The 20,433-nt window shown below is 67.8% G+C and carries 22 protein-coding genes and 1 other RNA gene; 6 read left to right on the top strand and 17 right to left on the bottom strand.

The window, feature by feature from the left end:
• Nucleotides 1-19: 19 nt before the first annotated feature.
• From FEI13_RS10805 to rsmI, 5 genes are all read right to left on the bottom strand, one after another.
• On the bottom strand, nt 20-1,735 hold the full coding sequence (locus FEI13_RS10805) for a peptidoglycan D,D-transpeptidase FtsI family protein (RefSeq protein ID WP_138181548.1): 1,716 nt from the start codon (nt 1,733-1,735) through the stop codon (nt 20-22).
• A complete protein-coding gene (gene ftsL / locus FEI13_RS10800; protein WP_138181547.1) occupies nt 1,732-2,058 on the bottom strand; it encodes a cell division protein FtsL in 327 nt (108 codons plus the stop codon). Before ftsL ends, FEI13_RS10805 begins: the two co-directional genes overlap by 4 nt.
• 8 nt (nt 2,059-2,066) lie before the next feature.
• Nucleotides 2,067-3,023 carry a 16S rRNA (cytosine(1402)-N(4))-methyltransferase RsmH gene (gene rsmH / locus FEI13_RS10795; protein ID WP_138181546.1) on the bottom strand — a complete coding sequence of 319 codons (957 nt, stop codon included), beginning with the start codon at nt 3,021-3,023 and terminating at the stop codon, nt 2,067-2,069.
• Between the two features lie 52 nt (nt 3,024-3,075).
• Nucleotides 3,076-3,441, bottom strand: an RNA gene (rnpB, locus tag FEI13_RS10790) — RNase P RNA component class A.
• 32 nt (nt 3,442-3,473) lie between these two features.
• Nucleotides 3,474-4,331 (bottom strand): 16S rRNA (cytidine(1402)-2'-O)-methyltransferase, encoded by an 858-nt coding sequence (gene rsmI / locus FEI13_RS10785; RefSeq protein ID WP_138181545.1) that lies wholly within the window; start codon nt 4,329-4,331, stop codon nt 3,474-3,476.
• 54 nt (nt 4,332-4,385) lie between these two features.
• Between rsmI and FEI13_RS10780 the strand changes: the two genes are divergently transcribed.
• From FEI13_RS10780 to FEI13_RS10765, 4 genes are read left to right on the top strand one after another with little or no spacing between them, the layout of a single operon-like run.
• A complete protein-coding gene (locus FEI13_RS10780; RefSeq protein WP_138181544.1) occupies nt 4,386-6,137 on the top strand; it encodes a penicillin-binding protein activator in 1,752 nt (583 codons plus the stop codon).
• Complete coding sequence (locus FEI13_RS10775; RefSeq protein WP_138181543.1) at nt 6,121-6,489, top strand: YraN family protein; 369 nt, start codon at nt 6,121-6,123, stop codon at nt 6,487-6,489. The genes FEI13_RS10780 and FEI13_RS10775 overlap by 17 nt, the downstream gene beginning before the upstream one ends.
• A gap of 37 nt (nt 6,490-6,526) precedes the next feature.
• Nucleotides 6,527-7,120 (top strand): phosphoheptose isomerase, encoded by a 594-nt coding sequence (locus FEI13_RS10770; protein ID WP_071941788.1) that lies wholly within the window; start codon nt 6,527-6,529, stop codon nt 7,118-7,120.
• 4 nt (nt 7,121-7,124) lie between these two features.
• Nucleotides 7,125-7,703, top strand: coding sequence for a BON domain-containing protein (locus FEI13_RS10765; RefSeq protein ID WP_138181542.1), 579 nt, complete (start codon nt 7,125-7,127; stop codon nt 7,701-7,703).
• A gap of 152 nt (nt 7,704-7,855) precedes the next feature.
• Here the strand turns inward: FEI13_RS10765 and FEI13_RS10760 are convergent, their stop codons facing one another.
• The 8 genes from FEI13_RS10760 to zapE form a co-directional block, all read right to left on the bottom strand.
• Entirely contained in the window at nt 7,856-8,323 is a 468-nt protein-coding gene (locus tag FEI13_RS10760; RefSeq protein ID WP_138181541.1) for a ClpXP protease specificity-enhancing factor, read from the bottom strand.
• Between the two features lie 53 nt (nt 8,324-8,376).
• Nucleotides 8,377-9,003 carry a stringent starvation protein SspA gene (gene sspA / locus FEI13_RS10755; RefSeq protein ID WP_138181540.1) on the bottom strand — a complete coding sequence of 209 codons (627 nt, stop codon included), beginning with the start codon at nt 9,001-9,003 and terminating at the stop codon, nt 8,377-8,379.
• Nucleotides 9,004-9,148: 145 nt separating this feature from the next.
• Nucleotides 9,149-9,919 (bottom strand): cytochrome c1, encoded by a 771-nt coding sequence (locus tag FEI13_RS10750; RefSeq protein WP_138181539.1) that lies wholly within the window; start codon nt 9,917-9,919, stop codon nt 9,149-9,151.
• Entirely contained in the window at nt 9,919-11,178 is a 1,260-nt protein-coding gene (locus FEI13_RS10745; protein ID WP_138181538.1) for a cytochrome b, read from the bottom strand. Before FEI13_RS10745 ends, FEI13_RS10750 begins: the two co-directional genes overlap by 1 nt.
• On the bottom strand, nt 11,178-11,771 hold the full coding sequence (gene petA, locus FEI13_RS10740) for a ubiquinol-cytochrome c reductase iron-sulfur subunit (protein ID WP_138181537.1): 594 nt from the start codon (nt 11,769-11,771) through the stop codon (nt 11,178-11,180). Before petA ends, FEI13_RS10745 begins: the two co-directional genes overlap by 1 nt.
• Nucleotides 11,772-11,989: 218 nt before the next feature.
• A complete protein-coding gene (rpsI, locus tag FEI13_RS10735) occupies nt 11,990-12,379 on the bottom strand; it encodes a 30S ribosomal protein S9 (RefSeq protein ID WP_138181536.1) in 390 nt (129 codons plus the stop codon).
• 13 nt (nt 12,380-12,392) lie between these two features.
• Nucleotides 12,393-12,821, bottom strand: coding sequence for a 50S ribosomal protein L13 (gene rplM, locus FEI13_RS10730; RefSeq protein WP_138181535.1), 429 nt, complete (start codon nt 12,819-12,821; stop codon nt 12,393-12,395).
• 154 nt (nt 12,822-12,975) lie between these two features.
• Nucleotides 12,976-14,166, bottom strand: coding sequence for a cell division protein ZapE (gene zapE, locus FEI13_RS10725; protein ID WP_138181534.1), 1,191 nt, complete (start codon nt 14,164-14,166; stop codon nt 12,976-12,978).
• 197 nt (nt 14,167-14,363) lie between these two features.
• On the opposite strand from zapE, the gene FEI13_RS10720 reads away from it, so the two are divergent.
• A complete protein-coding gene (locus FEI13_RS10720; RefSeq protein WP_158294540.1) occupies nt 14,364-14,807 on the top strand; it encodes a Z-ring associated ZapG family protein in 444 nt (147 codons plus the stop codon).
• Between the two features lie 65 nt (nt 14,808-14,872).
• On the opposite strand, the gene FEI13_RS10715 is transcribed toward FEI13_RS10720, so the two are convergent.
• Entirely contained in the window at nt 14,873-15,634 is a 762-nt protein-coding gene (locus FEI13_RS10715; RefSeq protein ID WP_138181532.1) for a Nif3-like dinuclear metal center hexameric protein, read from the bottom strand.
• 103 nt (nt 15,635-15,737) lie between these two features.
• On the opposite strand from FEI13_RS10715, the gene FEI13_RS10710 reads away from it, so the two are divergent.
• On the top strand, nt 15,738-16,958 hold the full coding sequence (locus FEI13_RS10710; RefSeq protein ID WP_138181531.1) for a S1C family serine protease: 1,221 nt from the start codon (nt 15,738-15,740) through the stop codon (nt 16,956-16,958).
• A 109-nt stretch (nt 16,959-17,067) separates the two neighbouring features.
• Here FEI13_RS10710 and hisD read toward each other — a convergent pair whose 3' ends face one another.
• The 3 genes from hisD to murA form a co-directional block, all read right to left on the bottom strand.
• Nucleotides 17,068-18,390, bottom strand: a complete 1,323-nt coding sequence (gene hisD / locus FEI13_RS10705) for a histidinol dehydrogenase (RefSeq protein WP_138181530.1) — start codon at nt 18,388-18,390, stop codon at nt 17,068-17,070.
• A gap of 97 nt (nt 18,391-18,487) precedes the next feature.
• On the bottom strand, nt 18,488-19,150 hold the full coding sequence (hisG, locus tag FEI13_RS10700; protein ID WP_138181529.1) for an ATP phosphoribosyltransferase: 663 nt from the start codon (nt 19,148-19,150) through the stop codon (nt 18,488-18,490).
• 20 nt (nt 19,151-19,170) lie between these two features.
• Nucleotides 19,171-20,433: a UDP-N-acetylglucosamine 1-carboxyvinyltransferase gene (gene murA / locus FEI13_RS10695; RefSeq protein ID WP_138181528.1), complete on the bottom strand. Its 1,263-nt coding sequence runs from the start codon at nt 20,431-20,433 to the stop codon at nt 19,171-19,173.

Here is a 20,433-nt window from a genome sequence, read left to right as displayed (position 1 = left end):
GTCTCTCCTGGCGTTGCCATCATTCATCCTGCGCCCGGGCATCCGGGGGCACGTCGAGCAGGCGCAGGGCGTTGCCGGCGACCCGCGAGAACACCGGGGCCGCCACCGCCCCGCCGTAGTAGCTGTCGCCCCGCGGGTGGTCGATCATCACCACGGTGACGATCCGCGGATCCGAGACCGGGGCGATACCGACGAACAGGCTGCGATAGGCCTTCTCCTGATACCCGCCGGCGGCGGTCTTGCGCACGGTACCGGTCTTGCCGGCAACCCGGTAGCCCGGCACCAGGGCCCGGCGGGCGCCGGTGCCCGGCGCGACGACCCGATCCATCATCCCGAGCACCCGCCGGGCCACGTCCGGGTCGATCACCGGCTCGCCGACCGGTGGCTCGGCGAGTTTGAGCAGCGAGGGCGGCAGGCGCTGCCCCTCGTTGGCGATCGCCGTGAAGGCGCTGGCCAGCTGCAGTGCCGAGACCGACAGGCCGTAGCCATAGGAGAGCGCCGCCCACTGGCTGCTCGACCAGCGCACCGGAGCCGGAATGCTGCCGGTGGCCTCACCGGGGAAGCCGGTGCCCGGGCTCTGTCCCAGCCCCAGGGCGCGATAGGTAGCCGGGATCACCGGCTCCTCCAGGCGCAGGGCCAGCTTGGACATGCCAACGTTCGAGGATTTCCTGAGGATACCGGCCAGATCCAGGTCACCGTAGTTGCGGATGTCCTTGATGGTGAAGCGATCGATGACCATCCATCCCGGCGCGGTATCGACCACCGTGCCCGGCGAGACCGCGCCATGCTCGATCATCGCCGCCATGGCCAGGGGCTTGACGACCGACCCCGGCTCATAGGTATCGACGATGGCCCGGTTGCGCAGCCCCTGGGGATCGAGTCCGGCTCGGTCATTGGGGTTGTACGAGGGCTGGTTGGCCATGGCCAGCACTTCCCCGCTGCGCGCGTCGAGCATCACCACGCTGCCGCCGTCGGCATCGTGCTCGGTGACCGCGGCCTTGAGCTCGCGATAGGCCATGTACTGCAAGCGCTGATCCAGTGCCAGGGTCAGGTCGCCACCGGGCTGCGCCTCCTGCAGAAGCTCCAGGTCACGCACCAAGCGACCGCGACGGTCCTTGAGTACCCGGCGCTTGCCGGGCACGCCGGCGAGGTAGGGCTGGTAGGCGAGCTCCAGCCCCTCCTGGCCCAGGTCATCGATGTTGGTCACCCCCAGCAGCTGAGCGCTCACCTCGCCCGCCGGATAGTAGCGCTTGTACTCCTCGCGGGCGTGAACGCCGGGCACTCGCAGGGCGAGCACCCGCTGGGCCGCCTCGGGGGTCATGCGCCGCTGCAGGTACATGAACTCGCGCTCGGCGTAGCGCGCGATGCGCTCGTTGAGGGTATCGAGTTCCTGCCCCAGGGCGTTGGCCAGCATCAGGCGCTGGATATCGTCATCCGGCAGGTCCTGGGGATTGGCCCAGAGGGTCACCACCGGCGTGGAGATGGCCAACGGCTCGCCGTGGCGGTCGGTAATCATGCCGCGGTGGGCGGGGATGGTGTCGGTGCGCAGGGTACGGGCATCGCCCTGCCCTTGAAGGAAGGGGCGATCGAAGACGTGCAGATCGACGATGCGCCCGACCAGCAGCGCCAGACCCAGTACCACCAGGGTCATTATCAGCCGGTAGCGGGCCTTGCCCATGGGGGCCGTGGGCGGGGGACGACGTGGCGTCACGCCGCTGCGCGCGTCGGCGCTCATGGCTGGATGACCTCGACCTCGTCGATATCGGGCAGGCGCATCTCAAGGCGCTGCTGGGCCAGGCGCTCGATGCGCGCCGGGGAAGACCAGGCGCTCTCCTCGAGGAGCAGCTGGCCCCACTCCGTCTGCAGCTGCTGCTGCTCGCGCTCGAGCTCCTGCAGGCGGGCGTACTGATCGCGAGTCAGGTGGCTGGTGGTGATCACCCCCAGAGCCGAGGCCAGGCAGGTTACCAGCAGCAGCATGACCAGCAACAACGCCCGCGACGCGCCGAGGCGCAGGGGCCAACCAAAGGAGGAGGTTACCGCAAAGCGTCCCTGTGCCATGGCGAACCTCAGTATCGCTTGCGCGCTACACGCATCACCGCACTGCGCGCCCGGGGATTCTCCTGCACCTCCTCGGCGGAAGGCCGGCGCGCCTTGCCCAGCGACTCGAGGCGCCGCTTCAGCTGATCGTCGCGGACCGGGATACCTCGCGGCAGGTCGGTGTCGCCGCGCACGTGGTCGCGAATGAAGCGCTTGACACGTCGATCCTCCAGCGAGTGGAAGCTGATCACCACCAGGTGTCCGCCCGGGGCGAGGGCCTCGAGGGCCGCGTCGAGGGCGGCATCGAGCTGCTCCAGCTCGCCGTTGACCTGGATGCGCAGCGCCTGAAAGACGCGCGTCGCGGGGTGCTTGCCCTTCTCCCAGGCGGGATGTGCGGCCTTGACCACCTCGGCGAGGTCCGCGGTGCGCTCGAAGGGGCACTCGGCGCGGCGTGCCACGATGGCTCGGGCCAGGCGGCGGGCGAAGCGCTCCTCACCATAGCTCTTGAAGACCCGCACGATCTCGGCCTCGCCGGCGCGGGCCAGGAAGTCGGCAGCACTCTCACCGTGCTCGGGATCCATGCGCATGTCCAGCGGGCCGTCACGCAGGAAGCTGAAGCCGCGCTCGGGATCATCGAGCTGGGGCGAGGAAACCCCGACGTCCAGCAGCACCCCGGAGAGCCGGCCGTGCAGGCCGCAGCGCTCACTGATCTCGTCGAGGCGGGCGAACTCGCCGCGCTCGATGGCGAAGCGGGGATCGGTGATGGCGCCGGCTTCGGCGATCGCCTGGGGGTCACGATCGATGGCCAGCAGCTGCCCGGCGGGACCGAGACGCTCGAGGATGGCGCGGGAGTGGCCGCCGCGACCGAAGGTGCCGTCGAGGTAGACGCCGTCGGCATCGTGGATCAGCGCCTCCACGGCGCCATCGAGCAGCACGCTGGCATGACGAAAGCCGCGGACGGGCTGTTCAGGGGCGGATGGCGGCATGCGCTTCTCGATGGCAGGGATATGAAGGGCCGTTCGCGACGGCAATGTTCGGAGTGGGAGTCGGCCGGTAAGCCGGGTTCTGTCGTGGACAGTCATTCCTCTAGGAGCCGCGTCACCACGGCCCTCCAGCAACCTACCCGAACCCAGCGCGGGCCACGCCATAGGGTTCCTATTTGGTCTTGCTCCGAGTGGGGTTTACCGTGCCACGCACTGTTGCCAGGCGCGCGGTGCGCTCTTACCGCACCCTTTCACCCTTACCGGCCTCCCGAAGGAGACGTAGGCGGTCTACTCTCTGCTGCACTTTCCGTCGGCTCGCGCCGCCCAGGCGTTACCTGGCACTCTGCCCTGTGGAGCCCGGACTTTCCTCCCCCGCCGTCGATGCGTGATCGGCGGCGGCGGCGACTGTCTGGCCAACTCCCGCGGCAAGGATACCAGCGCCCGGGCGCCGCCTCAATGACCGTCCTTGAGCGCCTGGGCCCTGGCGTACCACTCCTTCTTCACGCCGCCCAGTACCCGCGCCGCTACCGCGGCGACCTGCTTGACCCCTACCCCCTCGGCGAGCAGGGCCGCGAGCAGGGCATCGGCCTCCACCGCCGACTGCTCGGCATCGTCGCGGCGGGCGGCACCGGCCACCATCACCACGAACTCGCCGCGGGCCTGGTCCGGGTCCGCCTGCATGCGGGCGAGCAGCGCACGGGCGCTGCCGTCGAGGAAGGTCTCGAAGGCCTTGGTCAGTTCCCGGGCCAGCACCACCCGTCGCTCGCCGAGCACGGTTTCGAGGTCGGCCAAGGTGTCGCGGACCCGGTGGGGCGACTCGTAGAACACCAGGGTCTCCTCGCGGGCGGCGAGCGCCTCCAGCCTGGCGCGCCGTGGTCCGCCCCTGGCCGGCAAGAAGCCCTGGAAGAGGAAGCGGTCGGTGGGCAGGCCCGCGGCACTGAGGGCCGCGACCAGGGCACAGGGACCGGGTAGCGGGACGATACGACGCCCCCGCGCCCGAAGCTCGCGCACCAGCACGAAGCCCGGGTCGCTGATCAGCGGCGTGCCGGCATCCGAGATCAGGGCGACATCCTCGCCGGCCGCCAGCCGAGCGTCCAGGGTATCGACCCGCGCGGCCTCGTTGTGCTCGTGCAGTGAGAGCATCGGGCGCGACAGGCCCAGGTGGCGCAGCAGCCGGCCGCTGTGGCGAGTGTCCTCGGCGGCGATCAGGGCCACCTCGCCGAGTACCCGGGCGGCCCTCGGGCTCAGGTCGTCCAGATTCCCAATCGGTGTGGCGACCACGTACAATGAACCGGCAGGCGTATCGGACATCTCGACTCCTGGATGCAAGGGATGTTCTGGGTCATGGAAACAAGGGAAGGAATCATGAAGATCTCGTTACGCGGCCCGCTGGCCGTCGCGCTCACGGCGCTGCTCCTTGCGGGCTGCGGTTTCCAGCCGGGCCTCATCGAGCGACAGCCCGATGTCGATCCCGAGCGGCTGCTCGAGCAGGCCGAACAGCAGAGCCCGGAGCAGGCGGCCCTGTCCCGCCTGGAAGCGGCCGACATCCTAGCACGCCGAGGCGATCGCACCCAGGCGCTGGAGGTCGCCAAACAGGTCGATGACAGCCGCCTGGAGCGCCAGGCCCGCGTGCGCTGGGCCCTGCTGCTCTCCGAACTGGGCGAGGTCGAGGGCGATCCCTGGGCCGTCATCCAGGCCGGCCAGCTGTTCGACGAGATCGAACTGCCCCGCGAGGCCTCGCTGACCCTGCGCGAACGCCTCGGCCTGGCGCTTGCCGAGGTCGACGAGCCCCTCGCCGCCGCCCGGGCGCTGATCCGGGTCCAGGCCGCGACTGAGCGCGAGGCGCTCAACGACCCGATCTGGGCGCAGCTCACCCGACTGGACCGTCGCGAGCTGAGTGCGCTGCGCGACGATGGCGACGACCTGAGCGCGGGCTGGGTTACCCTGGCCGAGCTGGTGCGCTCCACCGGTAGCGACATCCAGCGCCTGTTCGCGCGCCTCGACGACTGGCGCGAGCGCTATCGCGGCCATCCGGCGGCCCGGCGCCTGCCTGGCGAGATCACCGCCCTGGGCGAGCTGCGCGGCCAGCGCGTCGATCATATCGCCGTCCTGCTCCCAGAGTCCGGCCCCCTGTCGAGCATCGCCGAGGCGACGCGCCAGGGCATCCGCACCCATCATCTGGCGGGCCTCGACAGCGGCGCCCAGCTGAGCTTCATCGACAGCAGCAGCGGCAACATGGAGGCCCTCTATCAGGAAGCCGCCGCCCTCGGCGCCCAGGTGGTGATCGGCCCGCTGGACAAGGATATCGTCAGCCGACTCGAACAGCGCGACCGAGTGCCGATGCCGACCCTCGCGCTCAACTATGGTCGCGGCGAGCGCAACCGGGCCAAGGGCCTCTTCCAGTACGGCCTGTCCGCGGAGGACGAGGCCCGCCAGGCCGCGCAACGCGCCTTCAACGACGGCCACCGCCTGGCCTCCCTGCTGGTCCCGGACAACGGCTGGGGACGCCGCGTGGGCGAGGCCTTCTGGGACGCCTGGCGCGACCTGGGCGGCGAGGTTGCCAATGCCATCCGCTACAACCCCGGGGCGCCGGCCACCGAGAGCGCCAAGCGGGCGGCTACGAACCCCAAGCCGGATATGCTGTTCCTGCTGGCCCTGCCCGACTACGCCCGGCAGGTGCCGCCCAACCTGGACTACGCCTACAGCGGCGACCTGCCGATCTACGCCACCTCGCACCTCTTCGAGGGGCGCCTGCAGCCGCGCCTGGACGCCGACCTGAACGACGTGATGTTCGCCGACATCCCCTGGCAGATTCCCGACGCGGCGGTGGGCGGCGTGGAAGCCCTGCCCTTCCTCGCCAGCTACCGCGAGCTGCGCGACGAGTCCAACTCGACGATGTTTCGCCTGATGGCCATGGGCGTGGACGCCTATGAGCTCGCCCTGCGCATGCCGCAGCTGCAGGCCATCGGCGGGACCGAATTGTTCGGCGCCACCGGTACGCTGAGCGCGGAAGAGGACGGCCGCATCCAGCGTCGCCTGCCCTGGGCGCGCTTCGTCGACGGGGTGCCCCAACCGGTACTGAGCCCGGGCGTGTTCGGCGATGATCGGACCCCGTGACGCCCGCGCTCGCGGCGCTGCCATCGAGCGCCTCGCCGCCCGCTGGCTCGGCGAGCGCGGGCTGACCCTCGAGGCGTGCAACCAGCATGCCAAGGGCGGCGAAATCGACCTGGTGATGCGCGACGGCGAGGTCCTGGTGTTCGTCGAGGTGCGCCACCGGGCCGACAGCCGCCATGGGCATCCGCTCGAGACCATCACCCCTACCAAGCAGCGCCGCCTGATCCGGGCGGCGCGTTTTTATCTCCAGCGCAACCGGCTATCATGTGCCTGCCGCTTCGACGTGCTGGCCGTGACCGGCACGCCGCCCGACCTCGAGATCGACTGGGTCGCGAACGCCTTCGAAGCGCCCTGACCGGTCAAGCCACTCTGCCAAAGGACCCGGAACCCGCATGGATTTCCAGCAGCGCATACTCGGCCACTTCAACGCCAGCATCGACACCAAGACCTACGCCAGCGAAGTGCTCCCCCCCTTCATCGAGGTCGCCAGCCAGATGATGGTCCAGTGCCTGGTCAACGAAGGCAAGATCCTGGCCTGCGGCAACGGCGGCAGCGCCGGCGACAGCCAGCACTTCTCCTCGGAGCTGCTCAACCGCTTCGAACGCGAGCGTCCCAGCCTGCCGGCCCTGGCGTTGACCACCGACACCTCGACGCTGACCTCCATCGCCAACGACTACAGCTACAACGAGGTCTTCTCCAAGCAGATTCGCGCCTTGGGCCAGCCCGGCGACATTCTGCTGGCGATCTCCACCAGCGGCAACTCCGCCAACGTCATCCAGGCCATCCAGGCCGCCCATGACCGCGACATGACGGTGATCGCCCTGACCGGCCGCGACGGCGGCGACATGGCCTCGCTGCTGGGCCAGGACGACTGCGAGATCCGCGTCCCGGCGACCTCCACGGCGCGCATCCAGGAGGTCCACCTGCTGGCCATCCACTGCCTCTGCGACCTGATCGACGAGCAACTCTTCGGCACAAGCGAGTGACACCATGACCAAGACCTCCCTGCTCACCCCCCTGCTGCTCAGCCTGGTTCTCGGGCTTGCCGGCTGCACCACCGTGACCGGCGTCACCAACCCCGGCACCATCGACGAGAACTACGGGGAGCGCACCTTCGGCACCCAGGTCGAGGACCAGAGCATCGAGACCAAGATCGCCCACAACCTGGGCCGCACCGATGCCCGCCTGGCCGATGCCCGCATCAACGTGGACAGCTTCAACGGCGTGGTGCTGCTCACCGGCCAGGTGCCCAGCGAAGAGCTCAAGAGCGAGGCCGAGCGAGTCGCCGGCGCGGTGCGCAACGTGCGCGAGGTGCACAACGAACTCGCCATCGCCGCCAACCTGCCGGCCAGCCAGCGCCTCGCCGACACCTGGTTACGCACCCGCATCAACTCCCACCTGGTGGCCAACCAAGAGATCGATTCGGGCCGCGTCCAGGTGATCACCGAGAACGACAGCGTCTACCTGATGGGCATCGTCACCCGCAGCGAGGCCGAGCGCATCGTGCGTTCCGTCGCGGGCCTGGGCGGCATGCAGCGCATCGTCAAGGTCTTCGACTACCTCGACTGAGCGCCCTCCTGCAACGCAAGACGGCAGGCCCATGGGCCTGCCGTCTTGCGTCGTGGTCGCGCTTCCGACTTTCTCTAGAGGCTCTGCTTGTGCCGACGCATCACCCGCTGCGCGTGTGCCGACGCATCACCCGCTGCGCGTGGACGGTCGGCTTACTTGACGACACGCAGGGAGGGACGCCCCTTGCGCGGCCGGGAGCCGTCATCCTGCTCGGCCGGGTCGACGCCTTCCTCTTCGCCGGTCTCGACCGAACTCTCCACTTCGCTGAGGGGCGATGCATCCTCCGCCTCGTCGCCCTCGAGCGGCATCACCGGCTCATGGCCGAACACCATGCCCACGCCGTTCTCCCGGGCATAGATGGCGATCAGTGCCTCCATGGGCACCATCACCTGCATGGGCTGTCCGCCGAAGCGTGCCGAAAAGCTGACCGCCGCGTTCTCCATGGCAAAGTCGCGGATGGCGCTCGGCGCCAGGTTCAGCACGATCTGACCGTTCTGGACGAACTGTCGCGGCACCTCGACGCCCGCCTGCTCGGCATCGACGACGATATAGGGCGTCAGTTCGTTGTCCAGCAGCCACTGGTACAGGGCCCTGGCCATATAGGGACGGCTCGACTGCATATTTGGCCCTCCTGGGGGTAGGCCCCCGGACGCGCCGGGGGATACAGGGTAGATCAGGTGCGCATCTCGCGCTCGTTCTCGCTGAGGGCTGCCTTGAAGCCGTCGCGATCGAACAGCCGCTCCATGTAGCCCAGCAGCGGCTTGACCTGCTTCTCGGGCAGCTCGATGCCGAGCACCGGCAGGCGCCAGAGAATCGGCGCCAGGCAGCAGTCCACCAGCGTGAACTCGTCGCTCATGAAGTAGGGCATGTCCTCGAAGATCGGCGAGATGCCGACCAGGCTCTCGCGCAACTCCTTGCGTGCCTTCTCCACGTCCTTCTTGGCGCCGCCCTGGATCTGTTCGACCAGCGGGCACCACTCGCGCTCGATGCGATGCATCCACAGCCGGCTCTTGGCACGGGCCACGGGATAGACCGGCAATAGCGGCGGATGCGGGAAGCGCTCGTCCAGGTACTCCATCATCACCTTGGATTCGTAGAGCACCAGGTCGCGATCGAGCAGCGTGGGCACGCTGTTGTAGGGATTGAGGTCGGCAAGCTCCTCCGGGCGCTGCTCGTCGCTCACCTCGACGATGTCTACGGCCACGCCTTTTTCGGCGAGCACGATGCGCACACGATGACTGAAATGGTCATCCCCTCCGGAGTAGAAGATCATCGACGACCGCTTGGCCACTACACCCATGAAACAATCCTCGCATCAGTTCGTGCCGAGATGATAACACGACCGCCCCCGTCTTGAGGGCGATCGTGCGGCCCGGTATCGGGCAAAAAGCATCGGGGCGCAGGGCCTGTGGCCATGCGCCCCGCGGTGCACTGTCGCTGGCGGATCAGTGAATGTCGCGCCAGTACTCACGCTTGAGCAAATAGCCGATGACACCGAAGATGAAGATGAAGATCAGCACCTTGGGCCCCAGCGACTGGGCTTGCAGCTTGGACGGCTCACCGGCATAGGCCAGGAAGTTGGTGAGGTCGTAGATCGCCTCCTCGAACTCCTCGGGCTCCATCTGGCCGGGCTTTGTCACCTGCAGCGTCTCGCAGGACTGGTACTTGCCGGTCAGCGGATCGAGCTCGGCCCCTTCGACCGGCTTGTCCGTGGCGGCACAGACCTTCTCCTGCACGCCCTGCAGCGGCTCCAGCACGTTGGGCATGGCCACCAGCGGGAAGACCGCGTTGTTGACACCGGTGGGTCGCTCCGGGTCCTTGTAGAAGCTCAGCAGGTAAGTATAGATCCAGTCCGTGCCGCGCAGGCGTGCCTCGAGGGTCAGGTCGGGCGGCGGCGCGCCGAACCAGCTCTCGGCATCGCCGCTATCCATGGCGATGTGCATCTGGTCATTGAACTTCAGGGCGTCCGAGAAGATCAGGTTGTCCTCGACCAGCCCCTGGGGCATATCCAGATCCTGGGCCGCGCGAGAAAAGCGCTGATGCTCCATGGAGTGGCAGCCCATGCAGTAGTTCACGAAGAGCTTCATGCCATTCTGCAGCGACGCCTTGTCCTCGAGGTCCGGATTCATCTCCTCCAGATGGACGCCTCCGCCTCCGGCGGCGAACCCGATCATCGGCACCAGCGCGAAGAGCAGTGCGAACAGTTGCTTTTTCATTAGCCAGTCACCCTTTCCGGAACGGGTTTGGTCTTCTCCAGCCGGGTGTAGATCGGCATCAGCAGGAAGAAGGCGAAGTAGAGCGCGGTGCACAGCTGGGCGACCAGGGTGCGCGTCTCGGTGGTCGGCAGCACGCCGAGCACGCCGAGGATCACGAAGCTGATGGCGAACAGCAGCAGCATCACCTTGGAGATCCACCCCTTGTAGCGCATGGAGCGCACCGGGCTCTTGTCCAGCCAGGGCAGCACGAAGAGGATGGCGATCGCCGCCCCCATCACGATGACCCCGAGGAACTTGGCATCCAGACCGAACAGGCTGAAGGTGATCGCCCGCAGCATCGCGTAGAAGGGCGTGAAGTACCACACCGGCGCGATGTGATCCGGCGTCTTCAGCGGGTTGGCCGGCTCGAAGTTCGGCTTCTCGATGAAGTAGCCGCCGCCCTCCGGGAAGTAGAAGATCACCACCGCGAAGACGAACAGGAACACGGCCACGCCGACGATATCCTTCACCGTGTAGTACGGATGGAAGGGAATGCCGTCCAGCGGCTTGCCGGTCTCGTCTTTCTTCTTCTTGATGTCGATGCCGTCGGGGTTGTTGGAGCCGACCTCGTGCAGGGCGATGATGTGCAGCACCACCAGCGCCAGAATCACGATGGGCAGCGCCACCACGTGCAGAGCGAAGAAGCGGTTCAGGGTGATGCCGGAGATCAGGAAGTCACCGCGCACCCACTGCGCCAGATCCGGGCCGATGGCCGGAATGGCGGAGAACAGTGAGATGATGACCTGGGCACCCCAGTAGGACATCTGGCCCCAGGGCAACAGGTAGCCCATGAAGGCCTCGGCCATGAGCGCCAGGTAGATGGCCATGCCGAAGATCCACACCAGCTCACGGGGCGCCTTGTAGGAGCCGTAGAGCAGGCCGCGGAACATGTGCAGATAGACCACGACGAAGAAGGCCGAGGCCCCCGTGGAGTGCATGTAGCGGATCAGCCAGCCCCACTCCACGTCGCGCATGATGTACTCGACCGAGGCGAAGGCGCCCTCGGCGGAGGGGTTGTAGCTCATGGTCAGCCAGACACCGGTGAGGATCTGGTTGACCAGCACCAGCAGGGCCAGCGAGCCGAAAAAATACCAGAAGTTGAAGTTCTTCGGCGCGTAGTACTTGGACAGGTGCTCCTGCCACATCTGAGTGGCGGGGAAGCGGTCATCGACCCAGCGCATCACGCCACGATCCGCCTTGGCCTTGTTCGGATTACCCATCAGGCAGACTCCTCATCTTCGCCGACAGTGATCAGTACATCGCTGTCGAAGCGGTAAGGTGGCACTTCGAGATTGGTCGGCGCCGGCACGTTGGCGAAGACGCGTCCGGCCAGGTCGAAGCGTGAGCCGTGGCAGGGGCAGAAGAAGCCGCCGGGCCAGTCCTCGACATCCACGCTGCCTGGCTCGGGCCGGAACAGCGGCGAGCAGCCCAGGTGGGTGCAGATGCCGATCAGCACGCCGATCTCAGGCTTGATGGAGCGTAGGGTCCCCTCCACGTAGTCCGGCTGCTGCGGCACGTTGGAATCCGGATCAGCCAGCTCCGAGGGCGCGATCGCCTCGGTGCGCTCGATCATCTCCGGCGAGCGGTTGAGGATCCACACTGGCTTGCCGCGCCATTCGACGGTCATGCGCTGCCCGGGCTCGAGCTTCGACACATCCGCCTGAACGGGCGCGCCCGCCGCTCTCGCCCTGGCGCTCGGCTGCCAGGAAGCTACAAAGGGGACCGCAACCCCGACGGCACCCACCGCACCCACGACGGTGGTGGCACCTACGAGGAAACGGCGCCGACCCTTGTTTACGCCGTTATCTGCCATTTTCAGATTTCTCCCATCGACTTACCCGCTGTTCCATCACGAGCAGTGAATCCCCCGCGACCACGGATATCAAATGCGCACTATGTTAAAAAATCGCGTCGCCCCGCACAAGGAAAGGTTCCCTGTGCGCGGAGCAATCCGACGACAAATTCTTGATCCGAAACAAGAAACGCCCAGGTCGCAGGACCTGGGCGTTTTCGAGCGGCAATACGTGCGTATCAGCGCTTGGAGAACTGCGGGCGACGACGCGCCTTGCGCAGGCCGATCTTCTTACGCTCGACCTTACGGGCGTCACGCGTGACATACCCGGCTTCGCGCAGCTGACCGCGGAAGTCCTCGTTGTAGTCCAACAGGGCACGGGTGATGCCGTGACGGATGGCGCCGGCCTGGGCGCTGCCGCCGCCGCCCTTGACGGTGACGTAGACGTCAAACTGGCCGACGGTCTCGGTCAGCTCGAGGGGCTGACGAACCACCATGCGGCCGGTGACGCGACCAAAGTACTGGTCCAGGTCGCGGCTGTTGACGGTGATCTTGCCGGTGCCCGGCTTCAGGAAGACGCGCGCGGTAGAGGTCTTGCGGCGCCCGGTACCGTAATACTGCTGTGTCATGGCGAAGACTCCCTCAGATGTTCAGTGCTTGCGGCTGCTGGGCAGCGTGCGGATGCTCGGTGCCGGCGTAGACCTTGAGCTTCGAGTACATGGCACGACCCAGGGGACCCTTCGGCAGCATGCCCTTGACGGCGGACTCGATGACACGCTCCGGTGCGTGGGCGATCATCTTCTCGAAATTCATGGAACGCAGGCCGCCCGGATAACCGGTGTGGCGGTAGTAGGTCTTGGCGTTGACCTTGTTGCCGGTGACCTTCACCTTCTCGGCATTGATCACGACGATGTAATCGCCGGTATCGACATGCGGGGTGAACTCCGGCTTGTGCTTGCCACGCAGGCGGCGAGCGATCTCGGTGGCCAGGCGACCGAGTGTCTTGTCCGCAGCGTCGACGACGAACCAGTCGCGCTGGACGGACTGCGGCTTGGCAGTGAACGTCTTCATGGGTGAATCACCATTAGGATGTATTGGGTTCTATTGCCGGAGCTCCGGCATCGAACCGTCCCTATTCTTCTTGGTTGCCACGCCCCGAGGGGACGATGCAACGGTCGAGCGAGCGCGCATTCTACACGACCTGCGCGCTGGAGGGGAAGTGGCATCAGGGCTTGTGAGGCAGCGCCAGGTAATCGTGAGACTGCATCTCCTGCAGGCGCGAGAGCGTGCGCTGGAACTCGAACTCCAGCCGCCCGTCACGATAGAGCTCCTCGGCCGGTACCTCTGCGGACATCAGCAGCTTGACGCCACGATCGTAGAACTCGTCGACCATGTTGATGAAGCGCCGCGTGCGGTCGTCGGTGGTTCCGCTCATGCGGGTGACGTTGGAGACCAGCACGCTGTGGAATTCCCGCGCCAGCTCGATGTAGTCGTTCTGGCTGCGCGGCCCGTCGCAGAGTTCACTAAACTCGAACCACACCACGTCGTCATGAAGCCGGCGGGTATGCAGCACGCGGTGATTGATCTCGAGGGGCGCGCCCACCTCGCCCTCGTGGCCGGCGATCTCGCGAAAGCTGCGGGCGAGCTCCGCCTCGGCTTCGGCATCGAGCGGGGCGTGGAAGATCTCGGCGCGCTCCAGCACGCGCAGCCGGTAGTCGACGCCCGAGTCGACGTTGACCACCTCGCAGTGACGTTCGAGTAGATCGATGGCCGGCAGGAATCGCGCCCGCTGCAGGCCATCCTTGTAGAGCTCCCCGGGGACGATGTTGGAGGTCGCCACCAGCACCACCCCGTGATCGAAGAGCGATTCGAGCAGGTTGGCCAGGATCATCGCATCGGTGATGTCCTTGACGAAGAACTCGTCGAAGCAGATCACCCGGGCCTCAGCGGCGAACTTGGCGGCGATCAGCGAGAGCGGATTCTTCTCGCCCTTGTAATGCTCCAGCTCGTTGTGCACCCGCTGCATGAAGCGGTGGAAGTGGGTGCGCATCTTCTCGGGAAAGGGCAGCGTCTCGAAGAAGGTGTCCATCAGGTAGGTCTTGCCGCGCCCCACGCCGCCCCAGAAGTAGAGCCCGTTGACGGCAGGCAGCGCCGGCTCGGCGAGCGCGTCGCTCCTGCTCCGCCCCAACAAGCCCGCCACCCGCGAGGCGAGCCCGCCGCCGCGTCTCGGCGGCGCCACCCGCGAGGGCGGGGTGTTCACCAGGTCATCAAAGAGGCGCTGCAGGTGCGCCACCGCCTGCTCCTGGGCGGCATCGTGCTGGAAGTCACGACGCTCGAGATCGGCTTGGTAGCGGCTCATCGGCGTCTCGGGCCGGCGTGACTCGCGGGAGGCCGCGGGGGAGTGCGTCTCGCTCATGGGGATTCCTGATGGCCTGTCCTCGGGCTTTGGCGTCGGCATTATACGCATCCCGTCGGTCATTGGCATGTGCGTCCTCCCGCATTGACCCGGCACACGGGCTCGCCTCTATAATGGAATCCCCGGCCAGAAGCGGCCTCACGACGGCACTGGCGGCCGGCACGCCACAGGGCCATTGCTCCAGGGAGACGTACAACGTGGATGAGACCAACATCAGCTGGTTGCTGGCTGCCGCCTGCCTGCTGGCCGGCATCGGGATCGGGGCGCTGGGCTACCACCTGCTCAACGCCAGCGCCGGGAATACTCAGCGCTTGCGCCAGCGTCTTGCCGAGCGCGAGCGAGCCCTAGCCGAGCTCAAGGATGGCCTAGGCGACAGCCTGGAGCGAATCGGCCAGCTGGCCGAGAGCCTACGCCGGGAGTGCCAGAACCTCGAGCAGGAGGCCGCGACGGCCAGCACCACCCTGGGGGCCCCTTCGCTGCGCCGCCAGGCCATGGATGCCGCCACCCCCGCGCCCGCCGAGGAGGCCGACGCGCCGGCCGTGCCCCGCGACTATGCCGACGGCAACCGCGGCACCCTCTCCGAGGACTTCGGCCTCAAGCAGAGCGAGGAAGGCGCAACGCCGCAGCCGCCACGCTACTGAGCCGCCGCGCCATCCCATCACACGCCCCGGCCCATTGCCGGGGCGTCGTCGTTATGACCGGCAGATCAAGCCGGATTATCGATATCGACGAAGCGGTGCTCGATCTCGCACTCGGCGGCCAGTCGCTCGCCCAGCGCCTGCACCCCGTAGCGCTCGGTAGCATGGTGGCCCGCCGCCAGGTAGTGGATGCCCATCTCGCGGGCCAGATGGGTGGTGCGCTCGGAGATCTCCCCGGAGATGAAGGCGTCGGCCCCCGCCTCGCAGGCGGTAGCGATCATGTCCTGGGCGCCGCCGGTACACCAGGCGACCCGACGGATCTCGCCGCCACCCGGTGCTTCGATCAGCAGCGGCTCGCGCTCCAGGCACTCGCCCACGCGCCGGGCCAGCCCCGCGGCATCGAGGCCGGGCGACGGCGCGCCGAGCCACACCAGCCCCTCGCCGAGCGCCCCGTCGGCGCAGCCGGTGACGGTGAAGCCCAGCCGCCGGCCGAGCTCGGCGTTGTTGCCAAGCTCGGAGTGGGCATCCAGTGGCAGGTGGTAGGCTAGCAGGTTGATGTCGTGGGCCAGCAGCGTCGCGAGGCGCCGGCGCTTCATGCCGGTGATGGCGACCGGCTCATTCTTCCAGAAGTAGCCGTGATGGACCAGCAGCAGGTCCGCCTGCCAGGCCACGGCCTCGTCGAGCAGCGCCTGGCAGGCCGTCACGCCACTCATCACCCGAGCCACCCGATCGCGACCGGCCACCTGCAGGCCATTCAGGGTGTAGTCCTTGAAACGCTCGGGCTCGAGCAGGCGATCACAGGCGGCGACCAGGTCGTCTCGATTCGTCATTCAGCCTCCAGGCGCGGTCGGGTTGGCAATGTTACAATCCGCACAGTGTAACCAGCGGGCGGATGCCCCGCGACCCAGCATCGTCGACAAGGACTCCCGCCGCATGCGACGCACCCTGCTCCCTTACCTCTGGCCCGTGCTCATCGGCGTGCTGGGGGCCATCGTGCTGCTCAACGCCTTCCCGCAGCTGATCGGGCGTCAGGCCCCTGCGCCCTCTTCCGCACCCTATGAGATCGCCCCGGGTGCCCCCGAGGAGCCGGCCGAATCCCGCGATGCCCCCGAAGTGCGCCAGGCCGAGCCACTGACGCGACAGCAGGGACCGGTGAGCTATGCGCAGGCGGTGGCACGCGCCGCACCGGCCGTCGTCAACATCTACTCGTCGCGAGTGGTCGAGCGGGAGGAGCACCCGCTGATGTCCGATCCCTTCTTTCGCCAGTTCTTCGGCGACGAGACGCCCCGCCGACAGCGCATGCTGTCGAGCCTCGGCTCTGGGGTGATCGTCAGCGAGGACGGCTACGTGCTGACCAACCATCACGTGATCCGCGGGGCCGACCAGATCCAGGTCGCGCTGCGCGACGGACGCGAGACCCTTGCCGAGGTGATCGGCACCGATCCGGAGAGCGATCTCGCCGTGCTGCGCATCGAACTCGCCTCGCTGCCGGTGATCGAGCTGACCGACACCACCCAGATCGCCATCGGCGACGTGTCGCTGGCCATCGGCAACCCTTTCGGGGTCGGCCAGACGGTCACCATGGGCATCATCAGCGCCACCGGCCGTAGCCACCTGGGGCTCAACGCCTACGAGGACTTCATCCAGACCGATGCCGCCATCAACCCCGGCAACTCTGGCGGCGCCCTGGTCAACGCCGAGGGCGCACTGATCGGCATCAATACCGCGATCTTCTCGCGCTCAGGCGGCTCCCAGGGCATCGGCTTCGCGATTCCCGCCAACCTGGCCCGCAGCATCCTCGAGGAGCTGGTCGTCAAGGGGCGAGTCATCCGCGGCTGGATGGGCATCGAGGCCCAGGAGCTCAACCAGGAGCTCGCCGCCTCCTTCGGCCTCAAGAACCCCATCGGCGTGGTGATCGCCGGCGTGGTGCCCGAGGGGCCCGGCGACCGAGCCGGCCTGCAGCCCGGCGACGTGCTGCTGGAGGTGGATGGCGAGCCGGTGCTGGATCCCCGACAGACCATGAGCGACATCGCCGCGGTGGAGCCCGGCACCCGCCTGCCGCTGACGGTGGTGCGCGGCGGCGAGCGCCGCGAGGTGACCATCGAGCTGGGCGAGCGGCCAACGCCGGCGCTGCCCCGGCCCGGGCCGCGCTGAGGCGACAGGCCGACATCACGAAGGGCCCCGCCATCCGGCGGGGCCCTTTCGTTGATCCTGGGTCGTTGCTGTGCCGATCTCGAGAGGCCGCGTCTTGCCCCCTTCCCTGCTAGGGCTTCAGGCGATACTCCGCGGAGCGCGCATGGGCGGTCAGCGATTCGCCCCGCGCCAGGGTCGAGGCAATCTTGCCAAGCTCGCCGGCGCCCTCCGCGGAGCAGTGGATGATCGAGGAGCGCTTCTGGAAGTCGTAGACCCCGAGCGGCGAGGAGAAGCGCGCCGTACCCGAGGTCGGCAGCACGTGGTTGGGGCCGGCGCAGTAGTCGCCCAGCGCCTCGGCGGTGTAGCGCCCCATGAAGATGGCGCCGGCGTGGCGCACCTCGGGAAGCCACCCCTCCGGATTGGCCACCGAGAGCTCCAGGTGCTCCGGAGCGATGCGGTTGATCAACGCCGCGGCCTCGTTGCGGTCCCGGCAGTGGACCAGCACGCCGCGACGCGACAGCGACTCGCGCACGATACCCGCCCGCTCCAGGGTCGGCAGCAGCCGGGCGATGGAGGCCTCCACCGCCGCCAGGTGCGCCCCGTCCCAGCTCACCAGGATCGCCTGGGCATCCTCGTCGTGCTCGGCCTGGGAGAAGAGGTCCATGGCCAGCCAGTCGGGGTCGGTGCCGCCGTCCGAGACCACCAGGATCTCCGAGGGGCCGGCGATCATGTCGATGCCCACCTGACCGAACACCGCCCGCTTGGCGGTGGCGACGTAGATATTGCCCGGCCCGACGATCTTGTCGACCCGCGGCACCGTCTCGGTGCCGTAGGCCAGCGCCGCCACCGCCTGAGCCCCGCCGAGGGTGAAGACATGATCGACGCCGGCCAGATAGGCCGCCGCCAGCACCAGCTCGTTGAGCACGCCGTCGGGGGTCGGCACCACCATGACGATCTCGCGCACCCCGGCCACGTGGGCGGGAATGGCGTTCATCAGCACCGAGGAGGGATAGGCCGCCTTGCCGCCCGGCACGTAGATGCCGGCACGATCCAGCGGCGTGACCTGCTGGCCGAGCACGGTGCCGTCCGCCTCGGTGTACTGCCAGGAGGCCGGCTTCTGGTGCTCGTGGTAGACCCGGATGCGTTCGGCGGCCGCCGCGAGCGCCTCGCGCTGATGCGTCGGTAGGCCCTCGTAGGCCTCGCGCAGGCGAGGCTCGCACAGCGTCAGCTCGGCCATGGAGGCGACGCTCAGGCGGTCGAAGCGATTGGAGTACTCGACCAACGCCGCATCGCCCCGCGCCCTCACCTCGGCGAGGATCTCGTCGACGCGCTGCTGGATCGCGGCGTCGGAAACCCCCTCCCAGGCCAGCAGGTGGTCCAGCCGGGCATCGAAGTCGTCCTGCTCGGTCGACAGCCGGGCGATGTCGACGCCGTCGGTGGGGGATTCGCTCATGGCAGTGGCTTCCTCTCGCATCAAGGTTCGTCGCATCAGGGTTCGTCGTCAAAAAAGGGACGCCCGCGGCGGTTCGCCGCGGGCCAGGCCGGGCGAGCTACGACGCCGACAGCGCCGCGTCGTCGCGACGCGCCGCCACGGCCTCATTGAGCCGGGCCAGCAGCGGCTTGAGCCGGGCGTGCTTCATGGTCATCGCGGCCTTGTTGACCACCAGCCGGGTGCTGACCGGGGCGATCAGCTCACGCGGCTCCATGCCGTTGGCCCGCAGCGTATTGCCGCTATCGACGATATCGACGATCTCGTCGGCCAGGTTCATCAGCGGCGCCAGCTCCATGGCGCCATAGAGTTTGATCACCTCGGCCTGGATGCCCTGCTCGGCGTAGTAGCGGCGCGCCACGTTGACGAACTTGGTGGCCACCCGACGCCGCGCCCGGGCCGGCTCGGCCCCGGTGATGCCGGCGGTCATCAGCTTGCAGCGGGCGATCTCCAGGTCGAGGGGCTCATAGAGCCCCTCGACGCCATGTTCGAGCAGCACGTCCTTGCCGGCCACGCCGAGATCCGCCGCCCCGAGCTGCACGTAGGTCGGCACGTCGGTGGCGCGGATCACCACCAGCTTGACGTCCGGGAGGTTGGTGTCGAACAGCAGCTTGCGGCTCTTGCCCAGGTCCTCGGCCGGGGTGATGCCGGCGTCGGCCAGCAGGGGCAGGGTCTCGTCGAGTATGCGGCCCTTCGAGAGGGCCAGGATCAGTTGCTTGCTCATGGGTCTCGCCTGTTGTCGGCTCAGCCGGGAACGCGCCGGATGCGCGCGCCCAGCAGCTGCAGTTTTTCCTCGATGCATTCGTAGCCACGGTCGATGTGGTAGATGCGATCGACCAGGGTCTCGCCCTCGGCCATCATCGCCGCGATCACCAGCGAGGCCGAGGCCCGCAGATCGGTGGCCATCACCGGCGCGCCGGAGAGCGCCTCCACGCCGGTGATCACCGCCGTGTTACCCTCCAGGGCGATGTCGGCGCCCATGCGATTGAGCTCCTGCACGTGCATGAAGCGGTTCTCGAAGATGGTCTCGACCACCCGGGCGGTACCTTCGGCGACGGCGTTCATGGCCACGAACTGGGCCTGCATGTCGGTGGGAAAGGCCGGGTAGGGCGCCGTGCGCAGGTTGACCGCCTTCGGCCGCCGCCCCTGCATGTCGAGCTCGATCCAGTCATCACCAGTGGTGATGGTGGCGCCGGCCTCCTCGAGCTTGGCCAGCACCGCATCGAGGATGTCGGCGCGGGTCCGACGCACCCTGACCCGCCCCCGGGAGAGCGCCGCGGCGACCAGGAAGGTGCCGGTCTCGATGCGATCCGGCATCACGTCATGGTAGGCACCGTGCAGGCGCTCGACGCCCTCGATGACGATGGTGTCGGTGCCGTGGCCGCGGATGTTCGCGCCCATCTTGATCAGGCACTCGGCGAGGTCGACCACCTCGGGCTCCTTCGCCGCGTTCTCGAGCACCGTGGTGCCCTGGGCCAGGGTGGCCGCCATCAGCAGGTTCTCGGTGCCGGTCACGGTGACCGTATCGAAGAAGATGGTGGCGCCGTGCAGCCGACCATCGACCCGAGCGCGGATGTAGCCGCCCTCGACGCTGATCTCGGCCCCCATGGCCTGCAGGCCGTGGATATGCAGGTCCACCGGGCGCGAACCGATGGCGCAGCCGCCGGGCAGCGAGACGTCCGCATGGCCGAAGTGGGCCAGCAGCGGCCCGAGCACCAGGATCGAGGCGCGCATCTTCTTGACCAGCTCGTAGGGCGCGTGACAGTCGGTCACCTGGGAGCCATCGAGCTGAATGCACATCTTGTCGCCCATCACCGGCTCCACGCCCATATGGCCGAGCAGCTCCAGGGTAGTGGTGATGTCCTGCAGGTGCGGCAGGTTGCCGATGGTCACCGGCTCGTCGGCCAGCAGGGTCGCACAGAGGATCGGTAGGGCGGCGTTCTTGGCGCCGCTGACCCAGACCTCGCCGTCGACGGGGCCGTTGCCGGTAATGATCAGCTTATCCAT

The sequence above is a fragment of the Halomonas urmiana genome, assembly GCF_005780185.1.
Taxonomy (GTDB): Bacteria; Pseudomonadota; Gammaproteobacteria; order Pseudomonadales; family Halomonadaceae; genus Halomonas; species Halomonas urmiana.
Note: the sequence above shows the minus strand (reverse complement) of the source record. Positions and strands in the feature narration are given on the sequence as shown.